Origin of the sequence: Rheinheimera pleomorphica (assembly GCF_011634895.1) — a bacterium.
Lineage (GTDB): Bacteria > Pseudomonadota > Gammaproteobacteria > Enterobacterales > Alteromonadaceae > Alishewanella > Alishewanella pleomorphica.
The window spans coordinates 45,688-71,816 of record NZ_SIRR01000007.1 but is presented as its reverse complement, the minus strand read 5'-3'; the positions used below and the strand labels follow the sequence as shown (position 1 = coordinate 71,816).

The 26,129-nt window shown below is 46.3% G+C and carries 30 protein-coding genes and 2 pseudogenes; 6 read left to right on the top strand and 26 right to left on the bottom strand.

Annotation, left to right across the window (positions count from 1 at the left end):
* Positions 1 to 78 precede the first annotated feature (78 nt).
* The 6 genes from EYB30_RS07405 to EYB30_RS07385 all read right to left on the bottom strand — a co-directional run bounded on the left by EYB30_RS07405 (position 79) and on the right by EYB30_RS07385 (position 5,440).
* On the bottom strand, positions 79 to 312 hold the full coding sequence (locus EYB30_RS07405) for a hypothetical protein (RefSeq protein ID WP_166838282.1): 234 nt from the start codon (positions 310 to 312) through the stop codon (positions 79 to 81).
* A gap of 119 nt (positions 313 to 431) precedes the next feature.
* Positions 432 to 1,316, bottom strand: coding sequence for an ATP-grasp domain-containing protein (locus EYB30_RS07400; RefSeq protein ID WP_166838281.1), 885 nt, complete (start codon positions 1,314 to 1,316; stop codon positions 432 to 434).
* Positions 1,317 to 1,477: 161 nt separating this feature from the next.
* Complete coding sequence (locus EYB30_RS07395) at positions 1,478 to 3,571, bottom strand: peptidase domain-containing ABC transporter (RefSeq protein ID WP_166838280.1); 2,094 nt, start codon at positions 3,569 to 3,571, stop codon at positions 1,478 to 1,480.
* 150 nt (positions 3,572 to 3,721) lie between these two features.
* Entirely contained in the window at positions 3,722 to 3,844 is a 123-nt protein-coding gene (locus EYB30_RS18750) for a hypothetical protein (RefSeq protein ID WP_277816731.1), read from the bottom strand.
* Between the two features lie 379 nt (positions 3,845 to 4,223).
* Positions 4,224 to 4,418 (bottom strand): microviridin/marinostatin family tricyclic proteinase inhibitor, encoded by a 195-nt coding sequence (locus EYB30_RS07390; RefSeq protein WP_166838279.1) that lies wholly within the window; start codon positions 4,416 to 4,418, stop codon positions 4,224 to 4,226.
* A 26-nt stretch (positions 4,419 to 4,444) separates the two neighbouring features.
* Complete coding sequence (locus EYB30_RS07385; RefSeq protein WP_166838278.1) at positions 4,445 to 5,440, bottom strand: MvdC/MvdD family ATP grasp protein; 996 nt, start codon at positions 5,438 to 5,440, stop codon at positions 4,445 to 4,447.
* A 408-nt stretch (positions 5,441 to 5,848) separates the two neighbouring features.
* Between EYB30_RS07385 and EYB30_RS07380 the strand changes: the two genes are divergently transcribed.
* The 4 genes and pseudogenes from EYB30_RS07380 to EYB30_RS18785 all read left to right on the top strand — a co-directional run.
* The gene (locus EYB30_RS07380; RefSeq protein WP_166838277.1) at positions 5,849 to 6,049 is read left to right on the top strand and encodes a hypothetical protein; all 201 of its coding nucleotides are present in this window, start codon (positions 5,849 to 5,851) and stop codon (positions 6,047 to 6,049) included.
* A gap of 127 nt (positions 6,050 to 6,176) precedes the next feature.
* Entirely contained in the window at positions 6,177 to 7,580 is a 1,404-nt protein-coding gene (locus tag EYB30_RS07375) for a radical SAM/SPASM domain-containing protein (protein ID WP_166838276.1), read from the top strand.
* Positions 7,581 to 7,767: 187 nt separating this feature from the next.
* A pseudogene (locus EYB30_RS18790) lies at positions 7,768 to 7,971 on the top strand (transposase); the annotation flags it as partial.
* Positions 7,970 to 8,137, top strand: a pseudogene (locus EYB30_RS18785) (DDE-type integrase/transposase/recombinase); the annotation flags it as partial. The pseudogenes EYB30_RS18790 and EYB30_RS18785, both read left to right, overlap by 2 nt.
* Positions 8,138 to 8,328: 191 nt before the next feature.
* On the opposite strand, the gene EYB30_RS07365 reads toward EYB30_RS18785, so the two are convergent.
* Entirely contained in the window at positions 8,329 to 8,466 is a 138-nt protein-coding gene (locus tag EYB30_RS07365) for a class IIb bacteriocin, lactobin A/cerein 7B family (RefSeq protein ID WP_166838275.1), read from the bottom strand.
* Between the two features lie 19 nt (positions 8,467 to 8,485).
* Positions 8,486 to 8,629, bottom strand: a complete 144-nt coding sequence (locus EYB30_RS07360; protein ID WP_166838274.1) for a hypothetical protein — start codon at positions 8,627 to 8,629, stop codon at positions 8,486 to 8,488.
* Positions 8,630 to 8,935: 306 nt separating this feature from the next.
* Here EYB30_RS07360 and EYB30_RS18745 point away from each other — a divergent pair, with 306 nt between their 5' ends.
* Together EYB30_RS18745 and EYB30_RS18740 are read left to right on the top strand one after the other, a co-directional pair.
* Positions 8,936 to 9,067, top strand: coding sequence for a hypothetical protein (locus EYB30_RS18745; protein WP_277816730.1), 132 nt, complete (start codon positions 8,936 to 8,938; stop codon positions 9,065 to 9,067).
* Between the two features lie 22 nt (positions 9,068 to 9,089).
* Positions 9,090 to 9,218: a hypothetical protein gene (locus EYB30_RS18740; protein WP_277816729.1), complete on the top strand. Its 129-nt coding sequence runs from the start codon at positions 9,090 to 9,092 to the stop codon at positions 9,216 to 9,218.
* A 1,041-nt stretch (positions 9,219 to 10,259) separates the two neighbouring features.
* Here the strand turns inward: EYB30_RS18740 and EYB30_RS07355 are convergent.
* The 18 genes from EYB30_RS07355 to mioC all read right to left on the bottom strand — a co-directional run bounded on the left by EYB30_RS07355 (position 10,260) and on the right by mioC (position 26,059).
* The gene (locus EYB30_RS07355) at positions 10,260 to 10,421 is read right to left on the bottom strand and encodes a hypothetical protein (RefSeq protein WP_166838273.1); all 162 of its coding nucleotides are present in this window, start codon (positions 10,419 to 10,421) and stop codon (positions 10,260 to 10,262) included.
* Positions 10,422 to 10,461: 40 nt separating this feature from the next.
* Positions 10,462 to 11,109 (bottom strand): helix-turn-helix transcriptional regulator, encoded by a 648-nt coding sequence (locus tag EYB30_RS07350; RefSeq protein ID WP_166838272.1) that lies wholly within the window; start codon positions 11,107 to 11,109, stop codon positions 10,462 to 10,464.
* Between the two features lie 28 nt (positions 11,110 to 11,137).
* Positions 11,138 to 11,323, bottom strand: a complete 186-nt coding sequence (locus EYB30_RS07345; RefSeq protein ID WP_166838271.1) for a hypothetical protein — start codon at positions 11,321 to 11,323, stop codon at positions 11,138 to 11,140.
* 107 nt (positions 11,324 to 11,430) lie between these two features.
* Positions 11,431 to 13,503, bottom strand: coding sequence for a winged helix-turn-helix domain-containing protein (locus EYB30_RS07340; RefSeq protein WP_166838270.1), 2,073 nt, complete (start codon positions 13,501 to 13,503; stop codon positions 11,431 to 11,433).
* A gap of 227 nt (positions 13,504 to 13,730) precedes the next feature.
* Complete coding sequence (locus EYB30_RS07335; RefSeq protein ID WP_027670541.1) at positions 13,731 to 14,147, bottom strand: F0F1 ATP synthase subunit epsilon; 417 nt, start codon at positions 14,145 to 14,147, stop codon at positions 13,731 to 13,733.
* 22 nt (positions 14,148 to 14,169) lie between these two features.
* Positions 14,170 to 15,555, bottom strand: a complete 1,386-nt coding sequence (atpD, locus tag EYB30_RS07330; RefSeq protein WP_166838269.1) for a F0F1 ATP synthase subunit beta — start codon at positions 15,553 to 15,555, stop codon at positions 14,170 to 14,172.
* Positions 15,556 to 15,588: 33 nt separating this feature from the next.
* Entirely contained in the window at positions 15,589 to 16,452 is an 864-nt protein-coding gene (atpG, locus tag EYB30_RS07325) for a F0F1 ATP synthase subunit gamma (protein ID WP_166838268.1), read from the bottom strand.
* 52 nt (positions 16,453 to 16,504) lie between these two features.
* Entirely contained in the window at positions 16,505 to 18,046 is a 1,542-nt protein-coding gene (gene atpA / locus EYB30_RS07320; RefSeq protein WP_166838267.1) for a F0F1 ATP synthase subunit alpha, read from the bottom strand.
* A 14-nt stretch (positions 18,047 to 18,060) separates the two neighbouring features.
* Entirely contained in the window at positions 18,061 to 18,594 is a 534-nt protein-coding gene (gene atpH, locus EYB30_RS07315; RefSeq protein ID WP_166838266.1) for a F0F1 ATP synthase subunit delta, read from the bottom strand.
* A gap of 11 nt (positions 18,595 to 18,605) precedes the next feature.
* On the bottom strand, positions 18,606 to 19,076 hold the full coding sequence (gene atpF / locus EYB30_RS07310) for a F0F1 ATP synthase subunit B (protein WP_166838265.1): 471 nt from the start codon (positions 19,074 to 19,076) through the stop codon (positions 18,606 to 18,608).
* A gap of 44 nt (positions 19,077 to 19,120) precedes the next feature.
* Positions 19,121 to 19,354 (bottom strand): F0F1 ATP synthase subunit C, encoded by a 234-nt coding sequence (atpE, locus tag EYB30_RS07305; RefSeq protein WP_166838264.1) that lies wholly within the window; start codon positions 19,352 to 19,354, stop codon positions 19,121 to 19,123.
* Positions 19,355 to 19,403: 49 nt separating this feature from the next.
* Positions 19,404 to 20,264, bottom strand: coding sequence for a F0F1 ATP synthase subunit A (gene atpB, locus EYB30_RS07300; protein ID WP_166838263.1), 861 nt, complete (start codon positions 20,262 to 20,264; stop codon positions 19,404 to 19,406).
* Positions 20,265 to 20,279: 15 nt separating this feature from the next.
* Positions 20,280 to 20,660 (bottom strand): ATP synthase subunit I, encoded by a 381-nt coding sequence (locus tag EYB30_RS07295; RefSeq protein WP_166838262.1) that lies wholly within the window; start codon positions 20,658 to 20,660, stop codon positions 20,280 to 20,282.
* Between the two features lie 132 nt (positions 20,661 to 20,792).
* The gene (locus EYB30_RS07290) at positions 20,793 to 21,668 is read right to left on the bottom strand and encodes a ParB/RepB/Spo0J family partition protein (protein WP_166838261.1); all 876 of its coding nucleotides are present in this window, start codon (positions 21,666 to 21,668) and stop codon (positions 20,793 to 20,795) included.
* 42 nt (positions 21,669 to 21,710) lie between these two features.
* Entirely contained in the window at positions 21,711 to 22,505 is a 795-nt protein-coding gene (locus EYB30_RS07285) for a ParA family protein (RefSeq protein ID WP_166838260.1), read from the bottom strand.
* A gap of 19 nt (positions 22,506 to 22,524) precedes the next feature.
* On the bottom strand, positions 22,525 to 23,142 hold the full coding sequence (gene rsmG / locus EYB30_RS07280; protein WP_166838259.1) for a 16S rRNA (guanine(527)-N(7))-methyltransferase RsmG: 618 nt from the start codon (positions 23,140 to 23,142) through the stop codon (positions 22,525 to 22,527).
* Positions 23,143 to 23,151: 9 nt separating this feature from the next.
* A complete protein-coding gene (mnmG, locus tag EYB30_RS07275; protein ID WP_166838258.1) occupies positions 23,152 to 25,041 on the bottom strand; it encodes a tRNA uridine-5-carboxymethylaminomethyl(34) synthesis enzyme MnmG in 1,890 nt (629 codons plus the stop codon).
* Between the two features lie 580 nt (positions 25,042 to 25,621).
* Positions 25,622 to 26,059 (bottom strand): FMN-binding protein MioC, encoded by a 438-nt coding sequence (gene mioC / locus EYB30_RS07270; RefSeq protein WP_166838257.1) that lies wholly within the window; start codon positions 26,057 to 26,059, stop codon positions 25,622 to 25,624.
* Positions 26,060 to 26,129: the final 70 nt, after the last annotated feature.

Genomic DNA, 26,129 nt, shown 5'->3' with positions numbered 1-26,129 from the left:
AAGGTCACATAATCTAAATCTCCATTAAGATTGTGACCGCCGGGTGCTGCAGCAACAGCCCCGGCTTTTTACTGCCTGTTAGAACAGCGGCGGTAAATCACCACCTTCTTCACCTACCGCCTGAGTAGTGTAGATGGGGCCATTGCCGTCTTCACCTAACGCCGTGGTGAATACCTTGCCGTCACCGACGCCATCTTCTGGTACTTTCATTGTTACCAGCTTGAAGTCACCTTTTAATGAGCCGCCATTAACTTGCTCTACGTCTGTTGATGCCAGTTGCGCGAACGGATGTGCAGTGTGTTTAGTGTTCATCTTCTTAATCTCCATTAATGTTGTTTCAGGCCAGGCCTGGTAAGTTTCAGTGGTGTTACACACCGCCTTAGCGGTGTATTTGTCAGAGGTGCAGCAACACCGACCGACAAATGCGGTTATCAGGCAGCCAACAGTTGCGCCAAACTTTGCGCTACGGGCAAGCCGGTATAGGTTTCGAAATTGGCAAACATCGGGCTGGGGTTTGCCTCCAGGAAAAAGTATTGGCCCGCTTCGTCGCGGCGCCAATCAATGCCGGTCCAGGCTAAACCCAGCGCAGCTTTAATGGCCAGCGCCTGCTGCCGGATAGTTTCGGGCAGTTCCAGTACTTCCAAAGCAATATCGCCATCGGTTCTGAAGTCGGTCTGCTCTGAACGGATTTCGGCGCTAAACACCTGCTCACCGACGACATAGCTACGAATATTAGTGCCCTTGATATAGCGCTGCAGCGTCACCGGGGCTTGCTGCAAACTGCGGCTAAGGTGCTCAACCGACAGATGTTCTGCCGTGATCAATCTTGCATAATCACCGCCGGACACCGGTTTAAAAATCACCTCAGCATGCTGTTGACAAAACGCCAGCACAGCATCGGCGTCATTACCAACGTAGGTATCCGGGATCTGCACACCCAATTTTGCCACCACAGCAAGCTGACGCGGTTTTTCCTGATGAAACTGCACTGCAGCAACACTGTTTTTCGCTTTGTCACCCAATGCGTTTAACATTGACATCAGCAGACTGGTGCAATCTTTATGTGCGATAGCATTATCTACACCGCTGTCGGGGCGCATATAGTTGCGCCAGTACATAGCCTTGATATCTGCCAGCGCCAGCGGCTTACCTGCGATATTCAGCAACATTTCACCGCTTAGAGGCTGGTAACCTATGGTATCCCGCTGAGGAAACGCCGAGCTGTCAAATACACAATAAGCTTGCTGCATTGCATCTAGCTTTGTCGCCACACTACATATTTGTACATCGTCTTTAGCGCCCATCAGTAAAATCATCTTTTGTGCCTCATTGCGTTAATCTGATAGTGCTATCTTGCCGCATGATGCCAGGTTACGAAACTGTCAGCCTTGACAGGTTTCAGCTAAAATTCAATGCTTTATCCGCACTTTAAAGAAAAAAAACAGCGCCGTAGCGCTGTTTTTCCCCAGATACCCAATCAGGCTGTTTTCGCTGCCATCGCGGCATGATACTGCTCGGTAATATCGATTATCTTACCCTGGTGCAGCTGCACTATGCGGTCTGCGCTTCTGATGGTTTCAGGCCGGTGGGCAATAATAATACGGGTCATATTTAGCTGTTTGATGGCATTGTTCACATGATGCTCCAGCTGCACGTCCAGATTACTGGTAGCTTCGTCCAGAAACAGGATCTTCGGCCGCCGGTACAACGCCCGGGCCAGCAGAATACGCTGGCGCTGTCCGCCGGATAACGAACTGCCCATATCGCCAATCAGGGCGTTGTAGCCCATCGGCATCGCGACCACGTCCTGATGAATACCCGCCAGCTGTGCACATACCACCACCCGATCCATATCCATCTGGGCATCAAAAAAGGCGATATTCTCTGCCAGCGAGCCTGACATCAATTGGTCGTCCTGCATTACCGCAGCCACTTGCTGCCGGTATTGCCGCAGGCCCAGATGACGAATGTCGGTGCCATCAACTTCAATCTTGCCATTTTCGGCTGACAATAAGCCCAGCATTAGCTTAGCCAGTGTGGTTTTACCAGCACCCGATGGGCCAATAATGGCGATGCTTTCACCAGCCTGCACCTCAAAATCCAGCTCATTAAACAGCAATGGATCGGTAGCCGAATAGCGGTATGACAGGCCACTCACTTTGATTGCACCACTGATCTCACGCTGCTGACCAACACCGCCTTCATCTTCTTTTTCGGTCAGGGCTATATCCGCCAGGCGGTTTAAATGTAGCCGCGTCATATAAAGCTGCACAATTTTTTCAATCAGTGCCGCCATACGTTCAGTAAACTGGGATTTATACGACATAAATGCGAATAACATACCAACGCTGATCATGCCGTCCATCACCGCATACGCGGCCAGAAAAACCACCAGCGTATTTTCAATGCCAAATAGCAGCTGGTTAATGGTTTGGTAAGAGATCTGCCATTTACCCAGACGAAAGTCTTCATTTACCGAGTCGGCAAAGCGATTTTGCCATAAATTCAGTCGCTGGCTCTGCTGGCCGAAAAGCTTAATGCTCTGCATACCACGCACAGTTTCCATAAAGTTAGACTGCTCTTTGGCGCTGGCAATAATGCTGGCTTCAGTGCGCTCGCGCAGTGGCTTATACAATGCCCAGCGTAATAGGGCATACAGCACCACAGCGCCAATTACTACCAGAGCTAATTGCGGGCTATAGATAAACATCATCACCAATACAGTGATGGCCATAATGCCATCGATAACGCCCTCGACCAGGCTGGTTGTCAATAGTTCACGCACCTGAGCCAAAGAGCCAAAGCGCGAGACAATGTCACCAATATGTCGTTTTTCAAAAAAATTAAGTGGCAGGTGCAACAAATGACGGAACAGGTTGGTGGCCATTTGCAGGTTCATTACCGAGCCCAGGTGCAAAATAACCCAACCGCGTAAGGCCTGGGTAATCACCTTAAGCAGCATCATAAAGCCAAACCCAAGTGCCAATACAGTGAGCAGCGGTTGGTCCATGCTGACCAGCACATCATCCACCACTAACTGCATATAGTAAGGTGAGGCCAGTAAAAATAGTTGTAACAATAAAGATAAAGCAAAAATTTTAAGTAGCGACGGTACCAAGCCCTCTACCCGGCTCCAAAACGCGCTTAAGCCAAGCTTTACCCGTTCATCAACTTTCTTAAACTCCTGCGTTGGTTTAAGCTCCAGCGCCACACCACTAAAGGCACCGGACACCTCGTCCATTCCTACTTTACGCTCGCCTGAACCGGGGTCCAAAATAACAATATGTTTGGCAGTGACCTTTTTTAACACGACAAAATGGTTCATGTTCCAGTGCAAGATACACGGCAGCTGCAGTTGGCCCAGATGCTCCAGATCCAGCCGCAATGCCCGACCCGCCAGACCAAGCTGATCGCCCAATTGCATTAGATGTTGTAAATTGGCACCTTTTAAAGACACCGCATACCGGTTACGTAGTGTGCTTAAATCCAGCTTATGGCCGTGATGATTAGCGATCATTGCCATACAGGCCAACCCGCATTCAGCGGCTTCAGATTGATATATTAGTTGCACGTGATATCCCTCAAAATTTGGACAAGCCACTATGACTTGGCATGAGCTCAAACCTTAAAGGTCATTTTGGGATAAAAAGCTAAGCGGCATAAGCTGGTATATCTGACAGGCAAAGAAAAACCGCAGCACGCTGCGGTTTTATTTCAACCATTATGGCTGCAAATAACCACCTTCGTAGTAATCGCGCCATTGCCAATAGTCCATGCCGGGCGTGTACGCCAGGAAAGCACCACCAAACACATGATTCAACTGATTTTTATTAAGTTCTCTCATGACTAATCACCATTAATACGTAAAAGGAAAACTAATTTTAATCGGGTTAGGAATACAGCCTTCGCCATTTTCACCTTCCCATACACCGGCTGCGACCGCTTTTAACTGCATAGCATTTAACGTAATCATATCTATCTCCTCAAGCCGTTATTGTTGCATTTCATAAACTGGGAATGGAAACGGATCCGGGTACGGTGAAGGCCACGGCGACGGCCACGGTGACGGTGGATATGGAAACGGATAAGGATCCGGAAACGGGTAGGGATAAGGCACTGATACGGCACCTGAGACAACAGTGCATTCAAGTTCGGTTAAATATTTCATCTTATTCTCCATTAAATCGTTTATGGCATTGCAGCAACAAGCCAGTGAACGTCGATTAGCTATCCTGACCAACGCGAGGGTCAATACCATCACTGTCTGACGGATAGGCCATAGTTACTGCCATGCCATCTGATGACGGGCCGGTAACCAGCTGATCTTTCAAATTGTTGGTGACTGTCAGGCTACCAGCAGACACCTGCTCAAGGTCGGTTTGTGTTTCTAACAGCGTTGCAAATAATGGTTGTTTCATTGTTAATTACCTTTAGATATTGAGTTTTATGCAGCTTTCACTGCGACAGGATTTACTGGCTGACAACTTAATAACTGCGCTAACGCTCGGGTAATCGCCATATCATTAAATTGCTCGGCCCAGTAAAATTCACCGGAAGGATTAACTTCCAGGAAAACGTAACGGCCATCGGTGTCGACAATGATGTCGATGGCGCCATAATTCAGATTTAATTTGCGGCACAATGCCAAACATTGCGCTTGAACTTCGGCCGGTAACGCCTCAACCTGCCAACGATCAATGAGTTGCAGCCCCTGCCGGCGCCAGTCGACTTCGGCACCACTATAGTTCTGACTTTGCAGTCCGATGCAAAAACACTGCTCACCGACCACCGTAATGCGCAGCTCGCGTTGTTTAGCAATTTTCTGCTGAAACACCATAGGGCACAGAGTTAACGACTCATTGATATGCTCGGCCTGAATATCGGATGTAAAGACAACCTGCTCTTTGTTGTCTTGATACACGGCAAAAGAATGCAGCATTTTGGCTACAACGTTTTTATGCTTCTTGATAAATGCCTTTACCTGATCCGGTTCGTTACTGATCAGCGTAGCCGGTATGGTCATGCCCAGTTCCCGCGCCACTGCAAGTTGCAACTCCTTCTGTCCGGCACGGCGCACCGTCCAGTAATCATCAACTTTAAAGCAGGTTAAATTTGCCAGAAAATTCAGCAATACTTCGCGGCTTTCCCCCATAGCAGCATCAAGATACGCCTTATCAACCGCCCCCACTAAGCCAGCACCGGGCGCAAAACGCCGATACCAAACTGCATCAATCTGCGCGCCGCTAATTCGCGCTGTTGGAGTAGTCAGCGCATAATCCAGGCCGTTATCATCCTGGAATAACGATAACGATACTTTCGCTGGAAAAAGATCGGTATCCAGCCTTATGGCATGATGGCCATCAGCTTCCAGGTGAGCAATAACCTTATCAACACCTTCATGGTCGTTGCTATGGGTTACAATCAAAATAGTCTTTTTCATTTATATAACCGATATTAGTTTGACAATATAAAAACATTAATAGCTTTATTAAAATTAGGAAACTGTCATAAATCACAGTGTAATATGGAATATATCGATACGGACAAAGAAGCCCCTACATCTTCTCAATGTAAAGTGTTAGATTACATATTTTACAAATAAACTTTTGCACATTGCGGGATAATTTAAATCGTCGTTGCCTAAAAATATCGGCGGATACTTTATAACTTACACCGATAGTTATCTAAAAGCTGTTAAATCTGGCAGGTATATGCTCAGGCTACTTCAGCTAAACACACACTTCTCCCCCTGTTAGAACTAACAGCTTATAAAATCATTTTTTATCCTTAGCATGATGCTGTCATGTGGTTGCTGCCACTTGGCTTTTAAAAACTTAATGGAGATAAAATGATGAAAAATTTACAGCATGATAAAAACCATATTATTGAAGCTGCAGAGCTTTTGAACAAAGTTGAAGGCGGTACAGTCACAGGCAGTATTTTAACCCCTATTGATTACGGCTGCTTTAACCCCTTTTTATGTTCCGTGGCTATGTACGGTGGCGTAATCGATCCTATTCGCTTTCCTAACGCATGGCGAGAGCTGTAAGCAAAAGCTTAATACCGACTGCCCTTATTATTAGGGCAGTCGTTCAGGTTATATCTCCGCTTTATCTGAACGAAATCATCATCAATTTTTTGCCTGGCAGTTAAGCCTGGCCAATCTGGAGAAAGCAATGACATCGTTATCAAATTCAGGCATCCAGCTTAAACACCGGCAAACCTATGCGGTATGGGAAATTACGCTTAAATGTAATCTTGCCTGCAGCCACTGCGGTTCAAGAGCGGGTGACTCAAGGGTTAATGAGCTCAACACTACTGAAGCTCTCGATCTGGTACAGCAACTGGCCGACCTTGGAGTTAAAGATGTATCACTGATAGGTGGAGAAGCGTTTTTAAGACCAGACTGGCTAATGATTGCAGCAGAAATAACCCGATTGGGCATGACCGCCAATATGACAACTGGTGGCTATGGCATCTCACTGGGAACTGCCAAACGTATGAAAGAAGCAGGTATAAGAAATGTGTCTATCTCTATTGATGGTTTAGAGCAAACTCATGACAAACTCAGAGGTAAAGTCGGCGCGTGGCAACAGTGCTTTAAAACCATGGAGCATCTGAGAGCCGTCGGTATAAATGTTGGTAGTAATACACAAATCAACAAGTACTCTGCCCGTGAACTGCCTTTACTTTATCAGAAGTTAGTAGACCAGGGTGCAACAGCCTGGCAAATTCAGCTGACGGTACCAATGGGCAATGCCGTAGAGCACAATGATATGTTGTTGCAACCTTATGAATTGCTTGAGCTCTATCCTGTGCTTGCTTACTTATCAAAGCGCGGGCGAAAAGATAATCTAATGATCCAACCGGGCAATAACATCGGCTATTTTGGACCTTACGAGCGCCTATTACGTGGACCAATATCGCAACACCCTGACTTTGCTTTTTTCCGTGGCTGCAGTGCGGGCTTGAGTACCATCGGCATAGAAGCAGACGGCAAAATTAAAGGTTGCCCGTCTTTACCCTCAGATCAGTATACCGGAGGGAATATTCGTGAACGTAGCTTAAAAGATATATATGAAAATACCAAGGAGCTAAGATTTAACGACATTCACAAACCGGAGGATATAACTGCGCATCTCTGGGGTGAATGCGCCAGCTGTGAATATGCTAAAGTCTGCCGTGGCGGTTGCAATTGGACCTCTCATGTATTCTTTGGTAAGCGTGGCAATAATCCATACTGCCATCACCGAGCTCTTAAAAAAGCGGTTCAGGGCCGAATTGAGCGTTTCTATCTGAAAACAGCAGCGGCTGGCAACCCCTTTGACCACGGCATCTTTGAATTAGTTGAAGAGCAAATGAAACCTATTGACCCGCTCGACGAAAACTATTTCAGTATAGCGCAAACACGGTTCCCTCAAAGCTGGCTGGATGCAGAACCAAACTTACAAGCTGAATTAGTGCTTGAACGTAGCCTGCTAATGCTGCAATACGTCGAAAGCGGTATAGTAAAGGAACAAGATTCTCCCTGGTTCGATTTAAAGAAGCGCGAAGCGCTTAAGCAAGGTATAGCAATATAACTCAACGCAAAAAAGTAAAGGGTCAATCCTGGCAATAAATGCAGAAGAAAAACAACTGCTTTTAACTCCGGTATCGCTGTCATCTTGTTAAATTTATATATTAACAAGATGACACAACTAAACCTGAATCGCCACTAGCGTCCTAGACTCCTCTTAGTTAGATAAACTAACCCAAAGTGGGCTGCTTATGAGCGGCAAAAGCTACCCTGAAGAATTCAAAATCGAAGAAGTTAAACAAGTTGTTGATCGCGGCCATGCCATCACTGATGTTGCTAAACGTCTCGATATCACCGCACATAGCCTGTATGCCTGGGTTAAGAAGTATGGCCCTGATAATAAAGAACACAGTGATTTGAGTGATGCTCAAGCTGAGATTAAGCAGCTAAAAAAAGCGTCAATTTAATCCAGTGACACCTGATGAGGTTTGAGTAACCGATATCACCTATATCCGCACATACGGAGGCTGGTTGTATCTGGCCGTTGTGGTGGATCTGTTTTCCCGTAATGTTGTTGGGTGGTCTATGCATTCTAAAATCAGCAAAGATATCGTGTTAAACGTGACCTTTCCCCCCGATTCAAACAACGAAAAAAGCCACTAAAAAATAGTGGCTTTTATTGAAAACTTCAAAATGACTATCAAAGCTACTCATATACTGACTTCAAATCAGAAGTCATAGAATCACCTAAAATAGGTAGATTAATCTCTACTCCGCCATTTATAGTGCTTCTTCTTGAGCCTTCAAATTTCTCACTTTTCAGTGAAGCCTTCATAAACACCGATTGAAAAATCTACGATTGTAATCGCAGCGGCAACAAGACCGATTCCGATGATTACAGGATGGCCACCGTTGATATCTTCCATTTGCTCAAATTTAAGTTCGTACATGTTTTATATCTCCAATTAATTAGCTCAATGCCCATTCAAAAAAATCAGTTGTTGCTTCTACTGCAGCGTCATATGCGTCACGTAGAGCGCGACCAACCTCGCGACCCAGCTCTCTTGATGCGCCAGAAACATTCTCTATTTCAAAATTATTTAATTCTTTCATTTTAAATCTCCAATAAGTTGTTTTTATATCGGCGCCAGCAAGCTACCGACGAATTAAATTTAGTCGAGCATTTTAATTTTGTTTAGCTGGTAGAAATTACAGGTAAGATATAAATATCGTATTCTTTTTCTTTGATCATTAGAGCAAGTCAGCATACCCCCTCAATATTCCTCATCCTGTAAAATATTACAGTTTAAATCCAATTACTTATCGAGGTATAAATAACTGTCACCGTGAAAACGTTCGACACAACACTTTTAAAAAGTTCGATACACGAACTGAATGTAAATTAATGGAGATATAAAAATGAAACAAATTAGTTATGATGCTACAGCAGAAGTTAATGGTGGGGTTGCACCTCTTCTAATGTGGGCAGGTGCGGCTGCATATAAAGCAGGTTCTACTTATCTATTCTGTGTAATGATGAGCAAACAATAAACTTTCAGAAAAAGGAGCAATAATGAAAGAATTAAATTTAAATCAGGTTAATGAAGTATCTGGTGGCGCTTTGCCAATCGTGTATGGCATCGCCAGAATAGCAATACCGCGAATAATCGCTTATGCTTTAGTTCAAATGGAGCGTGAGTAATACACTGTATGTGTATAGCTCTTGTATCCGATAAACCCCCTGGTCCCAGCAAAGCTGGGACCTTTAATTTAAATAAAATTATGAGAAAGTTATGATAATTACATTTACACTTACTGTGATAGGGCTACTATTTTTGTCACAGGGATGGTTTATACTTGGGTTTATATTTCTTAGCGCCGCCATCGATTCAATATTCGGCCTACTTTTATTTAAAAATAACAATAAAGAATAAACTCTGCTTTAAAAAAGTATCACTACAAATCAAAAAATCTAACCAATTCCGATCACTTATTGCGCAGTATTTTATATAATAACTTAAGGTTACCCTCGAGTTTGATCATCGCTTCAGTTCTTTTCCAGCTTGATCACTACCCTGTGCATCTGAACGCCGCTTCTCAGCGCATGATTTGCCGTCTTGATGCCTGAATTTCTTCTTCGGTCTAGCCAAGGTTGTGGTGATCAACTTCTTGCCGCATCGAGCTCATGACTTACAAGCGGTCAATCTCATAACTCAGCTCCCGCTCCAGCCCTTCCAACTCTTGAATTCGCTGCTACTCCGGCGTCAGAGTCTAAGCATTCGGTGTGGCGCTCTTGATTAAGCTGCTCAACCCAGCTACAAAGTGCCGTCTTACCCACACCAAGTGACTTAACTGCCTCTCCCTTGGCAATCACCAGACCGGCTATATCTCGCTTAAATTCTGTTGAAAACGTACAACATTGCTTTGCCAGTGAACACCTCTTTTAGGTGGTAATCCTAACACCTAAAATGGTGTCCGGTTATATTAGACCACTACAGGTGAGCGACTTGAGATAATCGCACATCTAAGTCAACCAGACCCTAAGGCATAGCGCTCTTGGCTAATCTCAGCCCAGAAAATTTTGAATTGAAGAGCAGTGCCTAGCGAAAAGTCGACTGTTGCTGGTACAGATCAGTCAGTCTATCGATTGCAAGTAGCTGCTTAACGGATTGGAATGCTTAGACGCTCTGGAAAGACATCTAGCCCAGCTTAACTGCAGCTGGGCAGCTAGATTCTAACTGTACTAAGCAGCGTCTTGCGATAGCTCTTGATAGTTTTCCAACTGTGGTTGCATAAACTGTATTTGGCCAGATGTTGTCTTTTCAACTTCACTGACCAGCATAAACAACGCAGACACCTCGATATTATTTGCTGAGGGGATACCCCCTGTTTGACTAACGTTCATAACTCTCTCCATTAAGTACAGAGCAGCAACTCTGTTTTGGTTAAATATGAATGTGACCGCCGGCAACGCACTTACTGATAGCTTGCTGCCTGTTACAACTATTGGTTTTACGAATACAGTTACCTAAATGAAAGTTAACTGTGCGCTCTGATATCGACAGAATCTGACTGATTTCCCAGGACGTTTTGCCCTTTGCCGCCCAATTCAAGCAGGCCTGCTCCCGGCTGGTCAGACTGAAGTCTTCTTCAGTTTTATTCAGCGTGGTTAAACGATGTATTGCTTCGTACAGATAATTGGCAATAATCGTCCAGTACCAGGCAATTTGTTGCGCCATTGTCGATTGTCCATCCTGTAAGCCGATAATCAGCGCCGCCACTTCAACCCCGCCACCACGCAATGGCACCACCAGGCTGTCTGACGATGTTGATAGCACCGGTTGTAAGTCGGAACTTAGCGCCGGCGTAAACCGCCTCAGACAAAATTGTCTGAGTGCGGTTTGGCTGGCAACAGCCTCAAATTCATCTGATAACCGCGTGCTGATAATGTCTCTTTTATTATCCGCGTGCCAGATCACCAGACCAAAAAACGGGTACTGATACTGCTGTTGAATCGTGGCAAACAGCTCAGGTAATGCGTCCAGCGACGTCATAGCCTGCAGCTGTTGCACTAAGGGTTCAAGTTGGCTCATTCGTGCCTCCTGAAATAAAAACTATCAGTTAGCGTCTAATACCCGGAATTACCGGATCGATAGGATCGACCGGGGGGCATACGAACCAAACACAAAGTGGTTGAAGTATTTTACTATCCTCTTTAATTGTCTTGCTGTCGGCTGCCGCAACCGGCTTAACGATTAGTAAAGACATTACAACAATGGCGACTTTAACAACGATATTTTTTAGCATGGTTTTCCCCTGTTAATAATAGTTATGTTTGACGCAGATTGACTTTGGCTAAACCAACTGTCTTTATCGATAACTAATGCAATACTAAGTGCGGACTTTAGCTGGCTTTAGTTATAACCAAAGTTATAACCATACTTAACCAATTGATTTTCCTCTTTTATATTTGTTTTAAAAATCAAATTCAGCCCATTACTGTCAATCGAGAAAGGCACACTAAAATCATGAAAAGCTATGCTGCGCTGCCAGATTTGGTGTGAAGTTAAATTAATATCGGCTAGTATCCAATCACCCATAAACGTTCGATATGCCATTACCAGCTTATCGTCACGCACAATAAATTGATATTCCAGGTCAAATAGCACCCCCTTATACAGTAAGCCAGTTCTGTTATAGTCAGTATCCAGGCGCCAGACATTGCCACTACTGTCTGCAGCGACATAGCCATCGGCAATATCCTGAATATACATATAGTCTTGTAGTAGTAATCTTTGAGTGTTATCGGCAAGGCTATAGCGTTTAACCAACCACTGATCTTTTACCCGCTCAGTGAAAAATACAAAATCGCCGGTTTGGCTAAAATTGCCTGTTCGCACGTCCTGAGTTGATACTGATACGGTAGTTGACTCTGCCGTTATGGTATTAAAAATTTCCAGCCGGTTATTGCGCTTTAACAGCAGAAACTCACCATCTTTGGTCTGATCCTGAAGTGTAATCGGCTCCGGTGATTCCATCACCAGCTGGCGCAGATTTTTATTATCGGAATAACGATACAGGCGTTGTAAATTGTGTTCTTTTTCAACTAGCCACAGGGTATCAGCATCCTGGCCAAAACTTAGCGTACGTATATTAGTGCCAAGCTGATAACTTTTATTAAAGTTATCAGCTAGCGGCCAACGTGCCTGATAAATATTTGGTTCTGAGCGCTGATAACTTAAGGCATAGAGCTCGCCCGTTTGGCTAAAGCTAAATTCATGCAATGGATGAGGTTCAGCTGCTATTGCGGTGCGCTCACCAGTATCACCAGCTATGAGATAAAGCTTATCACCGATGCGTGTAAGTAAGTTATTGTTATCGCGCCAGCTTATACGGAAATCCCGCAGACTATCCTGTAATTTATATTCTGCTATCAGCTCTTTATCAGCGATACGATAAATCTGGAGCATCATGTTTTTCTTATAAAGATTAGCCCGGCCTAAGGCTAAAAACTGCCTGTCTGCGGAAATAGTGGCAAACGCATCCTGAATACCGTCTTCACTACTATAGGTAAACTGCTCGAAGCTATTGGTTAGCAAATCATATTTATAATAATGAAAGTTATCTGAAATAGATTTTGCAGCGGCTATTAATATTTTGTCCTTTGCTAGTTCAACCGAGTTCCCCAGTAGCTGAAAAGGTGCTGTAGGGTGTAAGACGGGAGCTTCAGCCAAATTAACCACCGATTGTGTATACAATTTAGCCTCGCTACCGTCATAGCCGACGTAAGCCAGCCGGCTGTCGTTGTCGATAAAGCTGACAAAGCGGCAGTGCTCTGTTGGTGTTTCAATCTTCTGTAGCTGACCGGCTTTTGCATCATATAAATACAATTCCCAGTTGCTGCTGTTATCAATCTTACTGACAAATGCCTGCCAACGACCATCTTTCGATATCGATAAGCTGGTCTTCTGGCCGGGAATTGAGAGTAAGGTTTCAGTCTGTACCAGTTGATTAAGGCTGCGCTGTGGCTGGGCATACAGATAATAAATCGTCGCCAGCATTAAAATAGCTAGCACTAAGCAGAACAAGATCGGCTTCGTCGGCAGTGCTTTTTTACCAGGATTCACAGCAACCACCGCAGGCCCTGGCGAAAACTGCGGTACCGCCACAGACTCAGTGCCGACGCTGCAAACCAGCTGATAACCCCGCTTCATTTGTGACTTTATATAACGCGGATTTTCTGCCTCACTATCTTCCAGCAGTACTCTGAGCTTGCTGATGGTTCTTCTGACTGCGGTATCTGTTACCACCCTGCCAGCCCAAACGTTTTCATGTAGCTCATTCAGGCTCACAAAGCGTTCTCGGTGCTCAATCAGGTAACATAACACCTCGATCACTTTTGGCTCAGCAGCCAGTTCAGTTTGTTGCCGGAAAATACGACGTTCATCAAGGTCGACGGTAAACTCGCCAATACTCACTAAGTTCATAAGCAGTTTTACCTAAAAAATAAACAATGTAATTGTTTTATCAAATTTTATTATACATATATAAGATGTTTATAAAACAATTAAACGACTTTCTGCTTACCACGGCTTTAATTCGTTTAGAGTAATTTGTTATAACGATATATTGATGGAGGATATTGGGTAAATGTGTATTTATAATTAATAAAAAAGCCACCCTAAGGTGGCTTTTGTTACTTCGGAACCCGAACTTATTTTTTACGCATTTTCTGAATAATGCGCAGCTGGGCAATGGCTTCGGCCAGTTGCGCCGCAGCTTCAGCATAGTTAAAGTCTGCGCCAGCATGCTGCATCGCTTCTTCAGCACGCTTTTGTGCGTCTAAAGCGGCTTGCTCGTCTAAGTCTTCGCCGCGTACCGCGACATCGGCCAATACAGTGATGGTATCGGGTTGTACTTCAAGTACGCCACCAGCTACGTAAATCACGTGTTCTTCGCCAAATTGTTTTACGATACGGACCATGCCAGGTTTCAGGGTGGTCAGTAATGGGGCGTGGAAAGGTAAAATACCCAGCTCGCCCTCACTGCCTGTGACCTGCACGGATTCGACAAGGCCGGAGAAGATTTTTTCTTCGGCACTTACTACATCCAGTTGCACTGTCATCGCCATCTCGCTCTCCTAAAGCCTGAACTTACAGTTTCTTCGCTTTTTCGATCGCTTCGTCGATAGAACCAACCATGTAGAACGCTTGCTCTGGCATATGGTCGAACTCGCCGTCCAGAATACCTTTGAAGCCACGGATAGTTTCTTTCAGCGGTACGTATTTACCTGGTGAACCAGTAAATACTTCAGCTACGAAGAATGGCTGCGACAGGAAACGCTGAATTTTACGCGCACGGTATACAGTAGTACGGTCTTCATCAGACAGTTCGTCCATACCCAGAATGGCGATGATGTCTTTCAGCTCTTTGTAACGCTGAAGTACTGACTGTACGCCACGTGCTACTTCATAGTGCTCTTTACCGATTACCAGCGGATCTAACTGACGAGAAGTTGAATCCAGTGGATCGATCGCCGGGTAAATACCCAGAGATGCGATGTTACGGCTCAGTACTACGGTCGCATCTAAGTGCGAGAACGTGGTCGCTGGTGACGGGTCAGTTAAGTCATCCGCAGGAACGTAAACGGCCTGGATTGACGTGATAGAACCGGTCTTAGTAGAGGTAATACGCTCTTGCAGCGCGCCCATCTCTTCTGCCAGCGTTGGCTGATAACCTACTGCTGATGGCATACGGCCCAGAAGTGCTGATACTTCAGTACCGGCCAGGGTGTAACGGTAGATGTTATCAACGAAGAACAGTACGTCACGGCCTTCATCACGGAATTTTTCCGCCATGGTTAAGCCGGTTAATGCTACGCGCAGACGGTTGCCTGGTGGCTCGTTCATCTGACCGTACACTAACGATACTTTATCCAGTACGTTAGAGTCTTTCATCTCGTGATAGAAGTCGTTACCTTCACGGGTACGCTCACCTACACCGGCGAATACGGAGTAACCGCTGTGCTCGATCGCGATGTTACGGATCAGTTCCATCATGTTTACGGTTTTACCTACACCGGCACCACCGAACAGACCCACTTTACCACCTTTGGCGAACGGACATACCAGGTCAATAACCTTGATACCGGTTTCCAGCAGCGCGTTTGACGCCGCCTGATCTTCGTATGAAGGGGCAGCGCGGTGGATTGACCAACGCTCTTCTTCACCGATTGGGCCCGCTTCGTCGATTGGCTCGCCTAATACGTTCATAATACGGCCCAGTGTGGCTTTACCCACCGGAACCTGAATTGCTTTGCCGGTATTCGCTACAGCTGCGCCGCGACGTAAACCGTCAGTTGTACCTAATGCGATAGTACGAACAGTACCGCCACCCAGCTGTTGCTGAACTTCCAGCACCAAACCAGCCAGATCACCGTCGGTCACGTTTAACGCGTCATAGATACCAGGTACCGCATCTTGTGGAAAATCGATATCCACAACGGCGCCAATGATTTGGACGACCTTACCTTGACTCATGATGTTTCCTCAAATTTCTCAAAACTGTTTACCTTAGCCTACAGCTGCCGCACCTGCGACGATTTCGCTAAGCTCCTGGGTAATCGCGGCCTGACGTGCTTTGTTGTACACCAGCTTCAGGTCGTCCATCAGGTTACCGGCGTTGTCGGTTGCAGCCTTCATGGCTACCATCCGCGCCGCGTGCTCGCTGGCAGAATTTTCTACCACGCCCTGATAAACCTGCGACTCAACAAAACGGTCCAACAACATATCTAAAATAGGTTTTGGATCCGGCTCGTACAGGTAATCCCAGTTATGTGCTTTTTGCTCAATATCTGCTTTTGGCAAAGGTAAGAGTTGATCGATCACTGGCTCTTGCTTCATGGTGTTAACAAACTTGTTGTACACCAGGAATAAGCGGTCGATACGGCCTTCGTTAAATGCTTGCAGCATCACTTTTACCGAACCGATCACATCAGCCAAACGTGGTACGTCACCTGAACCCGCCTGTTGTGCTACTACCTTACCGCCAAAACGCTTGAAGAAGGCGGTGGCTTTGTTACCGATAACGGCAAACTGCGCATCAACACCTTTGTCTTTCCAGCTTTTCAGTTCCAGGGCAACTTTCTTAAACTCGTTGGTATTCAGGCCACCGCAAAGACCACGATCAGTAGAAATGACAATGTAACCAACCCGCTTTACCTCACGATCCGCTAAATACGGATGGCGGTATTCCAGGCTGCCATTGGCAACATTACCGATCACTTTGCGCATACCTTCAGCGTATGGGCGAGTTGCAGCTACGCGGTCCTGCGCTTTGCGCATTTTGCTGACCGCAACCTTTTCCATAGCACTGGTGATCTTGCGAGTATTGTTAATACTCCCGATCTTACTTTTTATCTCTTTACCACCGGCCATGACTGTATCTCCGATTCATTCAACGAATGGGGTGGCATGCCACCCACATTGATTACCAGGTCTGCGTTGCCTTGAATTTCTCAATGGCAGCTTTGAACGTAGACTCGATTTGGTCGTTGTAGTTACCGGTTTTATCGATATCAGCCATCAGCTCAGCGTGTTCTGCTTTCATGAACGCGATCAGCGCAGCTTCAAAATCCAGGATCTTGGCCACATCGACATCTTTCATAAAGCCTTTTTCGATAGCGAAAATAGACACACCCATTTCAGCAACAGACATCGGGCTGTACTGTAACTGTTTCATCAGCTCAGTAACCTTTTGGCCATGCTCTAACTGGGCGCGGGTAGCTTCGTCAAGGTCAGACGCAAACTGCGCAAATGCTGCCAGTTCTGAGTACTGGGCTAATGCCAGACGAATACCACCACCTAATTTCTTGATGATCTTGGTTTGTGCTGCACCACCTACCCGCGATACCGAAATACCGGCGTTAACCGCAGGGCGGATGCCGGCGTTAAACAAGTCAGTTTCTAAGAAGATCTGACCGTCAGTAATCGAGATTACGTTAGTTGGTACGAACGCAGAAACGTCACCGGCCTGAGTTTCGATAATTGGCAACGCCGTTAATGAACCGGTTTTGCCTTTCACTTCACCCTTGGTGTACTTTTCTACGTAGTCAGCATTAACGCGTGATGCGCGCTCCAGCAGACGTGAGTGAAGATAGAATACGTCACCCGGGTAAGCTTCACGGCCTGGTGGACGACGTAACAGTAACGAGATCTGACGGTAAGCCACAGCTTGCTTAGACAGGTCATCGTATACGATCAGTGCATCTTCACCGCGGTCACGGAAGTATTCACCCATAGTACAACCAGAGTATGGCGCCAGGAACTGCAGCGCAGCCGCTTCAGACGCAGATGCCACAACCACAATAGTGTGAGCCAGGGCGCCGTGCTCTTCCAGTTTACGTACCACGTTAGCAATAGTAGAGGCTTTTTGGCCAACAGCAACGTAGATACACTTAACGCCGGTGCCTTTCTGGTTGATGATGGCATCGATTGCCAATGCGGTTTTACCGGTTTGACGGTCACCGATTAACAATTCACGCTGACCACGACCGATAGGGATCATGGCATCAACCGACTTATAACCCGTTTGCATTGGCTGGTCTACTGACTGACGGTCGATAACGCCCGGGGCGATTTTCTCTACCGGCTCAAAACCAGCAGCGTCAATTGGACCTTTACCGTCGATAGGTGCACCTAAGGTGTTAACCACACGGCCTAACAGCTGTGGGCCAACCGGTACTTCTAAAATACGGCCAGTGCTTTTTACTTTAGTGCCTTCAGTTAAGTCCGCATACGGACCCATAACTACAGCACCAACTGAGTTGCGCTCTAAGTTCAGCGCGATAGCATAACGGTTGCCAGGAAGCTCAATCATCTCGCCTTGCATACAGTCGGCAAGGCCATTGATACGGATGATACCGTCAGTTACCTGAACGATAGTACCTTCGTTACGAGCTTCACTGACCACTTCGAACTGAGCAATACGACTTTTGATCAGTTCTGATATTTCAGTGGAATTCAGTTGCATTCTCTGTTCCCCAATTAAGACTGCAGCGCAGTTGCTAAACGGTCCAGCTTACCGCGGACCGAGCCATCAATTACCATGTCACCTGCTTTGATCAGCATACCGCCAACCACTGCAGGATCTTCGCTACAGTTCAATTTAACTTTGCGTGCCAAACGTTTTGAAAGTGCCGCAACTAACGTATCCTGTTGTGCTTTTGAAAGCTTGGTGGCAGAGACAACCGACACGTCGATTTCCTGCTCATACTCAGCTTTCAGCGCAACAAAGGCGGTTAACACTTCAGGCAACGCCAGCAAACGATGATTTTCTGCCATCACTTTAATCAAGTTTTGACCGTGCGCATTGAGTTGCTCACCACATACCTGAATAAACAGACCGGCTTGCTTTTCAGCAGAACCGTTGGCGCCTAAGTAAGCGCCAACCTGGTCGTTCTTTGCTACTTCAGCAGCAAAGGCCAACATCTGTAGCCAGGCGTCCAGTGCATTTTGCTCTACAGCAAAATCAAAGGCAGCTCTGGCATAAGGACGAGCAATATTAGTCAAATCAGACATAGCTCATCCTCTTACAGTTCTTGAACCAGTTTTTCCAGAATGTCGCTGTGAGCAGCTTCATCAATAGAACGTTGCAGAATTTTCTCTGCGCCGGCTACCGCTAATGCAGCAACTTGCTTGCGCAGCTCTTCACGTAAACGATTACGCTCGGCTTCTAATTCTGCTTTAGCCTGCGCCAGAATGTTTTCACGTTCGGCATTGGCTTTATGCACGGCTTCATCAATCATCTTGGCTTCGCGTTTTTTCGCTTGCTCAATAATTTCTGCCGCCTGCGCTTTAGCATCTTTTAGCTGATCTTTGGCTTTGTCCTGGGCTAATGCCAGGTCTTTTTCTGCCCGATCAGAAGCGGCTAAACCGTCAGCAATTTTCTTCTGGCGCGCTTCAATCGCATTGATCAGCGGCGGCCAGACAAACTTCATACAGAACAGTACGAACACCGCAAATGCGATTAATTCGCCTAATAGAGTGGCGTTTAAATTCACGACCGCTCCTCCTTAATAGTAAGTTGTTCGAATTCGCCCGTTAATTACAGAACGAACAACAATACCATTGCGATACCAACACCGATCATCGCAACAGCATCGATCAGACCTGCCAGGATGAACATTTTAACTTGCAGTGAAGGCGCCAGCTCTGGTTGACGGGCACAAGACTCTAAGAACTTACCACCCATGTTACCGAAACCTATTGCGGTACCAATAGCACCGAAACCGATTAACAGAGCAACTGCGATATATTTAAGGCCTAATACTAGTTCCATTTTTATCTCCGATATTTCAATAGTTAAAGTTAAAGTAAAGCAAAACCGATTAATGATTGTCTGAACTGGCCATACTCAGGTAAACGATGGTCAGCATCATAAACACGAATGCCTGTAGCACGATTACCAGAATGTGGAATACAGCCCAAATAAAGTGCAATGGCAATTGAAGTAGGCCGACAGCACCAATCAGAATGAAAATAAGTTCACCTGCATACAAGTTGCCGAACAAACGCAGTGCTAACGAGAATGGCTTAGCCACCAGCGCAATAGTTTCCAGTAACAGGTTAAAGGGGATTAGTAAGATCTGCACAACCAGGTTTGACGAGCTGAACGGATGTAAGGTCAGTTCTTTGATAAAACCGATTACGCCTTTAATTTTTACCGAGTAGCCGATCATCAGCAGAAACACACCAATCGCCAGTGCTGCAGTCAGATTGATATCAGTTGTCGGTACAATTTTCATGTACACGTCGTGACTATCCATACCGAAAGCTTGTTCACCAACAAAACCAGCAAAAGCAGGCAGGAAATCCACCGGTATTAAGTCCATCAGGTTCATTAAAAACACCCAGACGAAAATCGTTAACGCCAGTGGTGCAATTAAGGCACTTTTACCGTGGAAGGTGTCTTTAACGTTCGCCGCAACAAACTCGACGACCATTTCGATAAAGCACTGGAATTTACCTGGAACACCCGTGGTCGCACTTTTCGCCGCACTACGGAATATCCACAGAAATAATAAACCCAGGCCGATTGACCAAGCTAAAGTATCGATATGCCATGTCCAGAAACCGGCCTCACTACACGCTTTATTAAATGCGACACTGCCATCGACAGTACACATTTTGGCGTTGGTAAGGTGGTGCTGGATATGGCCGGAGAGGGTTAACTCTTCACCTGCCGCCATGTTTCCATCCCAATTTTAATGTTTAAAGAAAAACGTTGCAGACCATTGCATGAGTAATGTCAGACTAAAGCCTACAGCAAAAGCGGCGGCGACATTATCCGGTTGTTGCAAAACCAGCGCACACAATACAACGATCAAAATCATTTTTACTGAATGGCCCCGCATCAACGCGGCTTTCGCCAGTTCAGGTTGCTCTGCAGCATTCACGCGGAATGTGAGCAAAGCAAAAACAAAATTCGCTATCGCGGCTACCAAACCGCCTTTGAAAGCGGATTTGGCCGCGGCTGCATCTGCAGCTAAAAAAAAAGCCAGTGCGATAACCCCGGCTACTGCTAACTGGAAAAATGCCAGTTTGTAGGCTGATTTACGCGCAATTGCAGCACTTTTATCAGTCACTGTAAGTCCCCCTGAAATAACCCAAGATGGGGGTATAAAAAGCTTGCGAAAGTATACTTACTTGCCTTTAATTTGCAACAAAAAGCGGCACCAACCCGGCGTGAGTACAGATATCGGTAACAGATTGCTGTTTTATTGCTCGGTTGCATTCAGCCTGGCAATAATGCCATCCAGCTCATCCAGGCTGCTGTAGGCAATTTCTAACTTGCCCTTACCTTTATTGTTGTAACTAATTTGCACCGGTGCCGCAAAGCGCTCACTTAGCCGTTGCTCTAATGCCAGTACATCCGGATCGCGCGGTTTTTCGGCCACCGTCGGTTTGGGTTCCAGAATACGCCGTACCAGGTTCTCTGTTTCGCGCACCGTTAATTGCTTTGCTGCCACTAAACGCGCAGCATCGGACTGCTCAGAATCTTTTAGCGCCAACAAGGCACGGGCATGGCCCATTTCAATATCACCGTGCTCCAGCAATAGTTTTACATCGTCATTTAACTGGTTTAAGCGCAGTAAATTGGTAACAGAAGCCCGTGATTTACCTACCGCATCGGCCACCTGCTGATGTGTTAGGGCAAATTCGGTCAATAAGCGTTCCAGCGCCACGGCTTCTTCCATCGCGTTTAAGTCTTCGCGCTGAATATTTTCGATCAGCGCAATGGCCACCGCGGCTTCGTCAGGTACGTCTTTAACAATACAAGGTACGTCGCTTAATTGCGCCAACTGGCTGGCACGCCAACGCCGTTCACCGGCGATAATTTCAAATTTATCTTTAGCCAGCGCCCGCACCACTATTGGTTGAATAACTCCTTGAGCACGGATTGAGCTGGCTAAATCTTCCAGCGCTTCCTGTGACATATCTTTACGCGGCTGATATTTACCCGGTGTCAGAAACTCAACCGGCAAGAGTTGCAACTCAGCGCCACTATGCTGAGTCGCGCTGCTGTTATTGGTTCTATTGGACGTTAATAAGGCATCCAGACCCCGGCCCAGGCCGCGTTTCTTTACCGACATGTTACTTCATTCCCTAAACATGATGCTCCGCTAACAGCCTGTTCAGACTGCTGCTGTGCTGTTAACGGTTTTCTTATCTGCCCGGCGTAACATTTCACCAGCCAGTGCCAGATAGGCTTTAGCCCCGGTTGAGCTTTTATCGTAATACATTACCGGCGCCCCGAAACTGGGCGCCTCTGCAAGTCGCACATTACGCGGGATCACCGCACGGTACACCTTATCACCAAAGTGCTGCTTTAATTGTTCTGATACATCGTTTGCCAGCCGGTTGCGCGGATCGTACATGGTTCTTAAGATCCCTTCGATCTTAAGCTCAGGGTTCACTGCAGCAGCCAGTTGGTTAATGGTTTCAACCAGCGCCGTTAAACCTTCCAGCGCAAAATACTCGCACTGCATCGGCACCAGCACCGTATCGGCGGCGGCCATTGCATTTACCGTTAACATATTCAGTGACGGCGGGCAATCGATAAAGATAAAGTCGTAACTGTTGCGGAATTCTTTTAACGCATTACGTAAGCGTAATTCGCGCGCAAAGACATTCATTAAACGCACTTCAGCAGCGGTAAGATCGGCATTAGCGCCGACCAGATGGTAACCGCCACTGGTGTCTTTTACCAACACTTCCAGTAACGGCTTGTCATCAACCAGCAGTTCATAAGCGGTAGCAGGCAGGTCATATTTATCGACGCCGCTGCCCATAGTGGCGTTGCCCTGTGGATCCAGATCAATCAGTAGCACCTTGCGTTTGGTCGCCGCCAGTGACGCAGCCAGATTGACTGCTGTGGTGGTTTTGCCAACACCACCTTTCTGGTTAGCTATTGCGATCACTTTCGCCACAAGATGTCCTCGTTATCAGTTAGCAGGGGTCCAGTATTACTAAATGCCGCTGCGCATGCAACTGCGGCACACTCAGGGGCTGAACGCTGGTTACTTTAACAAAATCGGGCAAAGCTGCAATTTCTTCTTGTACTGCGGCACCCTTCATGGCGAAAAAGCGGCCATTCTGTGCCGGTAAGTGCCGACACCAACTGAGCATATCATTGATTGACGCAAAAGCACGGCTAATTACGCCGTCATAACCTTGTTCAGGCTTGTGCTCTTCTACCCGGCTTTGCAGCGGTTGAATATTGTCCAGTTTCAGCTGCAGCTTTACCTGGTTTAAAAAGCGGATGCGTTTGCCCAGGCTATCAAGCAGTGTGAACTGTTTTTGTGGATAGTAAATAGCCAGTAGCACACCCGGTAAGCCCGGGCCTGTGCCAACATCAATAAAACGTTCGCCGGTTAAATAGGGCGCAACGACCAGGCTGTCCATTACGTGTTTTATCAGCATCTCGTTTGGATCACGCACTGATGTCAGGTTATAAGCGCTGTTCCATTTATCCAATAATTGCACATAAGCAACACATTGCTGCAACTGCTGTTCTGATAACTGCAGGCTACTTTGTGCCACCAGCGCCCGTAATTGTTCTAACATGAGGATCCTTTACGCTGATTTTCGCAGTAAGCCTTGTTTTTTTAAGTACACCAGCAACAACGAAATAGCAGCCGGCGTAATACCGGAGATACGCGAAGCCTGGCCTACCGTTTCTGGCTGGCTTTGGTTCAGTTTAACAATGACCTCGTTGGACAGCCCTTTAACCGCTTTATAATCAAACTGTTGTGGTAATCGCGTTTGCTCATTGCGTTGTTGCTTGGCAATTTCATCTTGCTGACGATGAATATAGCCTTCGTATTTAATCTGAATTTCAACTTGTTCAGCAGCAGCGTGATCCGCTAAACCCGGACCAAGATCAGCAATTTGCATCAGATCGGCATAGGTTACTTCCGGCCGGCGCACTAACTCTTCTAAGCTGGCTTCTTTGCTGAGAGGGGTTTTCACTAAAGCGTTCACAGCTGGTAACGCAGCATGCTGCGGATGGATCCAGCTTTGTTTTAACCGTTGCCTTTCCAGCGCGATCTGCTCCATTTTCTGGTTAAACGCCGCCCAGCGTGCATCATCGACCAGGCCTAACTCACGACCTTTTTCAGTTAAACGCGCATCAGCGTTGTCTTCCCGCAGCATTAAACGGTATTCAGCACGGCTGGTAAACATGCGGTAGGGTTCTTTGGTCCCCAGGGTGGTTAAGTCATCCACCAGTACTCCAAGATAAGCTTGTTCCCGACCCGGCGACCAGCTGTCTTTTTCCTGGCTGAATAAGGCCGCATTTAGCCCGGCTAACAAGCCTTGTGCCCCGGCTTCTTCATAACCAGTGGTGCCGTTGATCTGGCCGGCGAAAAATAAGCCGCTGATAAATTTGGTTTCCAGGCTACTTTTCAGATCGCGTGGATCAAAAAAGTCATACTCAATGGCATAGCCAGGGCGGGTAATGTGGGCGTTTTCCATGCCTTTTATTGAGCGAACTATGCTCATTTGTACATCAAATGGCAGGCTGGTAGAAATGCCGTTCGGGTAAACCTCATGCGTCGTTAAGCCTTCCGGTTCAATAAAGATCTGATGTTTATCTTTATCGGCAAAGCGCATAATTTTATCTTCAATGGATGGGCAATAGCGTGGGCCTATACCTTCAATGACGCCGGTATACATCGGCGATCTGTCCAGATTATTGCGGATCACATCATGCGTTTGTTGATTGGTATAAGCTATGTAACAAGCGATTTGTTGTGGATGATCGCTGGCTTTACCCATAAACGAAAACAGTGGCGTTGGGTTATCACCTGGCTGTGCCTGCATCACACTAAAATCTATGGTTCGGGCATCGATGCGTGGTGGAGTACCGGTTTTTAATCTATCGACCCTAAAGGGTAATTCACGTAAACGTTTTGCCAGTGCAATGGATGGCGGATCACCGGCTCGGCCGCCCGAGTGACTTTGCAAACCAATATGGATTTGGCCACCTAAAAAGGTGCCAACGGTTAATATTACCGCTTTGGCGCGAAATTTAAGCCCCATCTGAGTAACTACTCCGGTTACCCGATCCTGTTCAACAATCAGATCATCACAAGCTTGTTGAAAAATACTTAAATTGGGCTGGTTTTCCAGTGTCTGGCGAATAGCTGCACGGTACAACTGACGATCGGCCTGGGCACGGGTTGCACGAACTGCCGGGCCTTTTGAACTGTTGAGGGTGCGAAATTGAATACCGCCTTTGTCAGCAGCAATGGCCATAGCGCCGCCTAAGGCATCAATTTCTTTTACCAAATGGCCTTTACCAATACCACCTATAGCGGGGTTGCATGACATCTGCCCCAGGGTTTCAACGTTATGGGTTAGTAACAGGGTTTTACGTCCCATACGGGCTGCTGCCAGAGCGGCTTCGGTGCCGGCATGACCACCACCTACAACGATTACATCGAATGTCTCTTGGTACAGCATAGTTGCCTCTGGATCTGGGTTGTCTGAACATTGGTTTAAGGGGCGTTATTGTAGCTTGATCTGCCCTGAAGTGGAATGGTGCAACGGGCTTAGGATCTTCTAAATTAAATAAGATCTTTTTAGAGATCTTTTTATTATGTTTACTACTAAGCAAGTGATTTTTGGTGGATAAGCAGATCTTCACAATAAGGATCAGTTGCTTAGAAAGGATCAGATCCTGTGATCAAGCTAGGATCAGTTGCTGTTTAACCGGTGATCAATATGCCATGTTATCCACATGTCTAAAAAATATTTTTTTTATATTTAGGATAAATACAGCTTAATCACCGGTTAAACGGTAAGTTATGCACAGTAGTTAAGTTTTTATTTGGCTTGTGTGCATAACTCTGTATAACAAGATCAACTTACAGATCGGGCTTTTATCAGGCCTTTATCATGCCGTTATCAAGACATTGCCAGCCCGCCGCTGTACTGTAGCGACAAGTTGGTTTTATTGCTGAGGCCAACCCGGGAGAGACTAACGTTATCCTGTTCTTCCTGAGATATACTTGTGTTTGCGGGTGCTTTGCACCCGCTTTTTTTATGGCAAAACCTTGATAAGTTCTGGCAACCAGGCCAGAGCGATGTCCTCAGGAAGATCGGCTTGTTGTGCATCGATTTCCAGTGGGGCTAATAATAGCTTTGCTGCTTTACCTGCCAGGATGCGGTTTAATTTTCTGCCCGCTTCGCAAAAAGTATCGTATCCGGAGTCACCTAAAGTGATCACGGCGTAAGAAAGTGTGGTAAGATCACGCCGATCTTGTGCTAATTGATCCGCAAAGGGTTGAATATTATCAGGCAGATCTCCTGCGCCATAGGTGGATGTGATTACTAACCAGACATTGGTCGGGTTAAGGTGATCCAGTTCGGGTTTCAGATGAATGTTAATCTCATAGCCCGCTTGTACCAGTGTTTCAGCAACTTGTTCTGCCACATATTCCGCTGCGCCCATTTGGCTGCCAACGAGGATGTCTATCATGATAGGCCTCTTGTCATAAGAATGTTTGGCTATACTACTGGAATAAAATCAACCAAGGCTATGGTTTTGG

Coding starts and splice junctions, on each gene's coding strand:
- EYB30_RS07405 (WP_166838282.1), bottom strand. CDS start 312: ATGAACACTAAACACACTGCACATCCGTTCGCGCAACTGGCATCAACA.
- EYB30_RS07400 (WP_166838281.1), bottom strand. CDS start 1,316: ATGATTTTACTGATGGGCGCTAAAGACGATGTACAAATATGTAGTGTG.
- EYB30_RS18750 (WP_277816731.1), bottom strand. CDS start 3,844: ATGAGAGAACTTAATAAAAATCAGTTGAATCATGTGTTTGGTGGTGCT.
- EYB30_RS07390 (WP_166838279.1), bottom strand. CDS start 4,418: ATGAAACAACCATTATTTGCAACGCTGTTAGAAACACAAACCGACCTT.
- EYB30_RS07385 (WP_166838278.1), bottom strand. CDS start 5,440: ATGAAAAAGACTATTTTGATTGTAACCCATAGCAACGACCATGAAGGT.
- EYB30_RS07380 (WP_166838277.1), top strand. CDS start 5,849: ATGATGAAAAATTTACAGCATGATAAAAACCATATTATTGAAGCTGCA.
- EYB30_RS07375 (WP_166838276.1), top strand. CDS start 6,177: ATGACATCGTTATCAAATTCAGGCATCCAGCTTAAACACCGGCAAACC.
- EYB30_RS07365 (WP_166838275.1), bottom strand. CDS start 8,466: ATGTACGAACTTAAATTTGAGCAAATGGAAGATATCAACGGTGGCCAT.
- EYB30_RS07360 (WP_166838274.1), bottom strand. CDS start 8,629: ATGAAAGAATTAAATAATTTTGAAATAGAGAATGTTTCTGGCGCATCA.
- EYB30_RS18745 (WP_277816730.1), top strand. CDS start 8,936: ATGAAACAAATTAGTTATGATGCTACAGCAGAAGTTAATGGTGGGGTT.
- EYB30_RS18740 (WP_277816729.1), top strand. CDS start 9,090: ATGAAAGAATTAAATTTAAATCAGGTTAATGAAGTATCTGGTGGCGCT.
- EYB30_RS07355 (WP_166838273.1), bottom strand. CDS start 10,421: ATGAACGTTAGTCAAACAGGGGGTATCCCCTCAGCAAATAATATCGAG.
- EYB30_RS07350 (WP_166838272.1), bottom strand. CDS start 11,109: ATGAGCCAACTTGAACCCTTAGTGCAACAGCTGCAGGCTATGACGTCG.
- EYB30_RS07345 (WP_166838271.1), bottom strand. CDS start 11,323: ATGCTAAAAAATATCGTTGTTAAAGTCGCCATTGTTGTAATGTCTTTA.
- EYB30_RS07340 (WP_166838270.1), bottom strand. CDS start 13,503: ATGAACTTAGTGAGTATTGGCGAGTTTACCGTCGACCTTGATGAACGT.
- EYB30_RS07335 (WP_027670541.1), bottom strand. CDS start 14,147: ATGGCGATGACAGTGCAACTGGATGTAGTAAGTGCCGAAGAAAAAATC.
- atpD (WP_166838269.1), bottom strand. CDS start 15,555: ATGAGTCAAGGTAAGGTCGTCCAAATCATTGGCGCCGTTGTGGATATC.
- atpG (WP_166838268.1), bottom strand. CDS start 16,452: ATGGCCGGTGGTAAAGAGATAAAAAGTAAGATCGGGAGTATTAACAAT.
- atpA (WP_166838267.1), bottom strand. CDS start 18,046: ATGCAACTGAATTCCACTGAAATATCAGAACTGATCAAAAGTCGTATT.
- atpH (WP_166838266.1), bottom strand. CDS start 18,594: ATGTCTGATTTGACTAATATTGCTCGTCCTTATGCCAGAGCTGCCTTT.
- atpE (WP_166838264.1), bottom strand. CDS start 19,354: ATGGAACTAGTATTAGGCCTTAAATATATCGCAGTTGCTCTGTTAATC.
- atpB (WP_166838263.1), bottom strand. CDS start 20,264: ATGGCGGCAGGTGAAGAGTTAACCCTCTCCGGCCATATCCAGCACCAC.
- EYB30_RS07290 (WP_166838261.1), bottom strand. CDS start 21,668: ATGTCGGTAAAGAAACGCGGCCTGGGCCGGGGTCTGGATGCCTTATTA.
- rsmG (WP_166838259.1), bottom strand. CDS start 23,142: ATGTTAGAACAATTACGGGCGCTGGTGGCACAAAGTAGCCTGCAGTTA.
- mnmG (WP_166838258.1), bottom strand. CDS start 25,041: ATGCTGTACCAAGAGACATTCGATGTAATCGTTGTAGGTGGTGGTCAT.
- mioC (WP_166838257.1), bottom strand. CDS start 26,059: ATGATAGACATCCTCGTTGGCAGCCAAATGGGCGCAGCGGAATATGTG.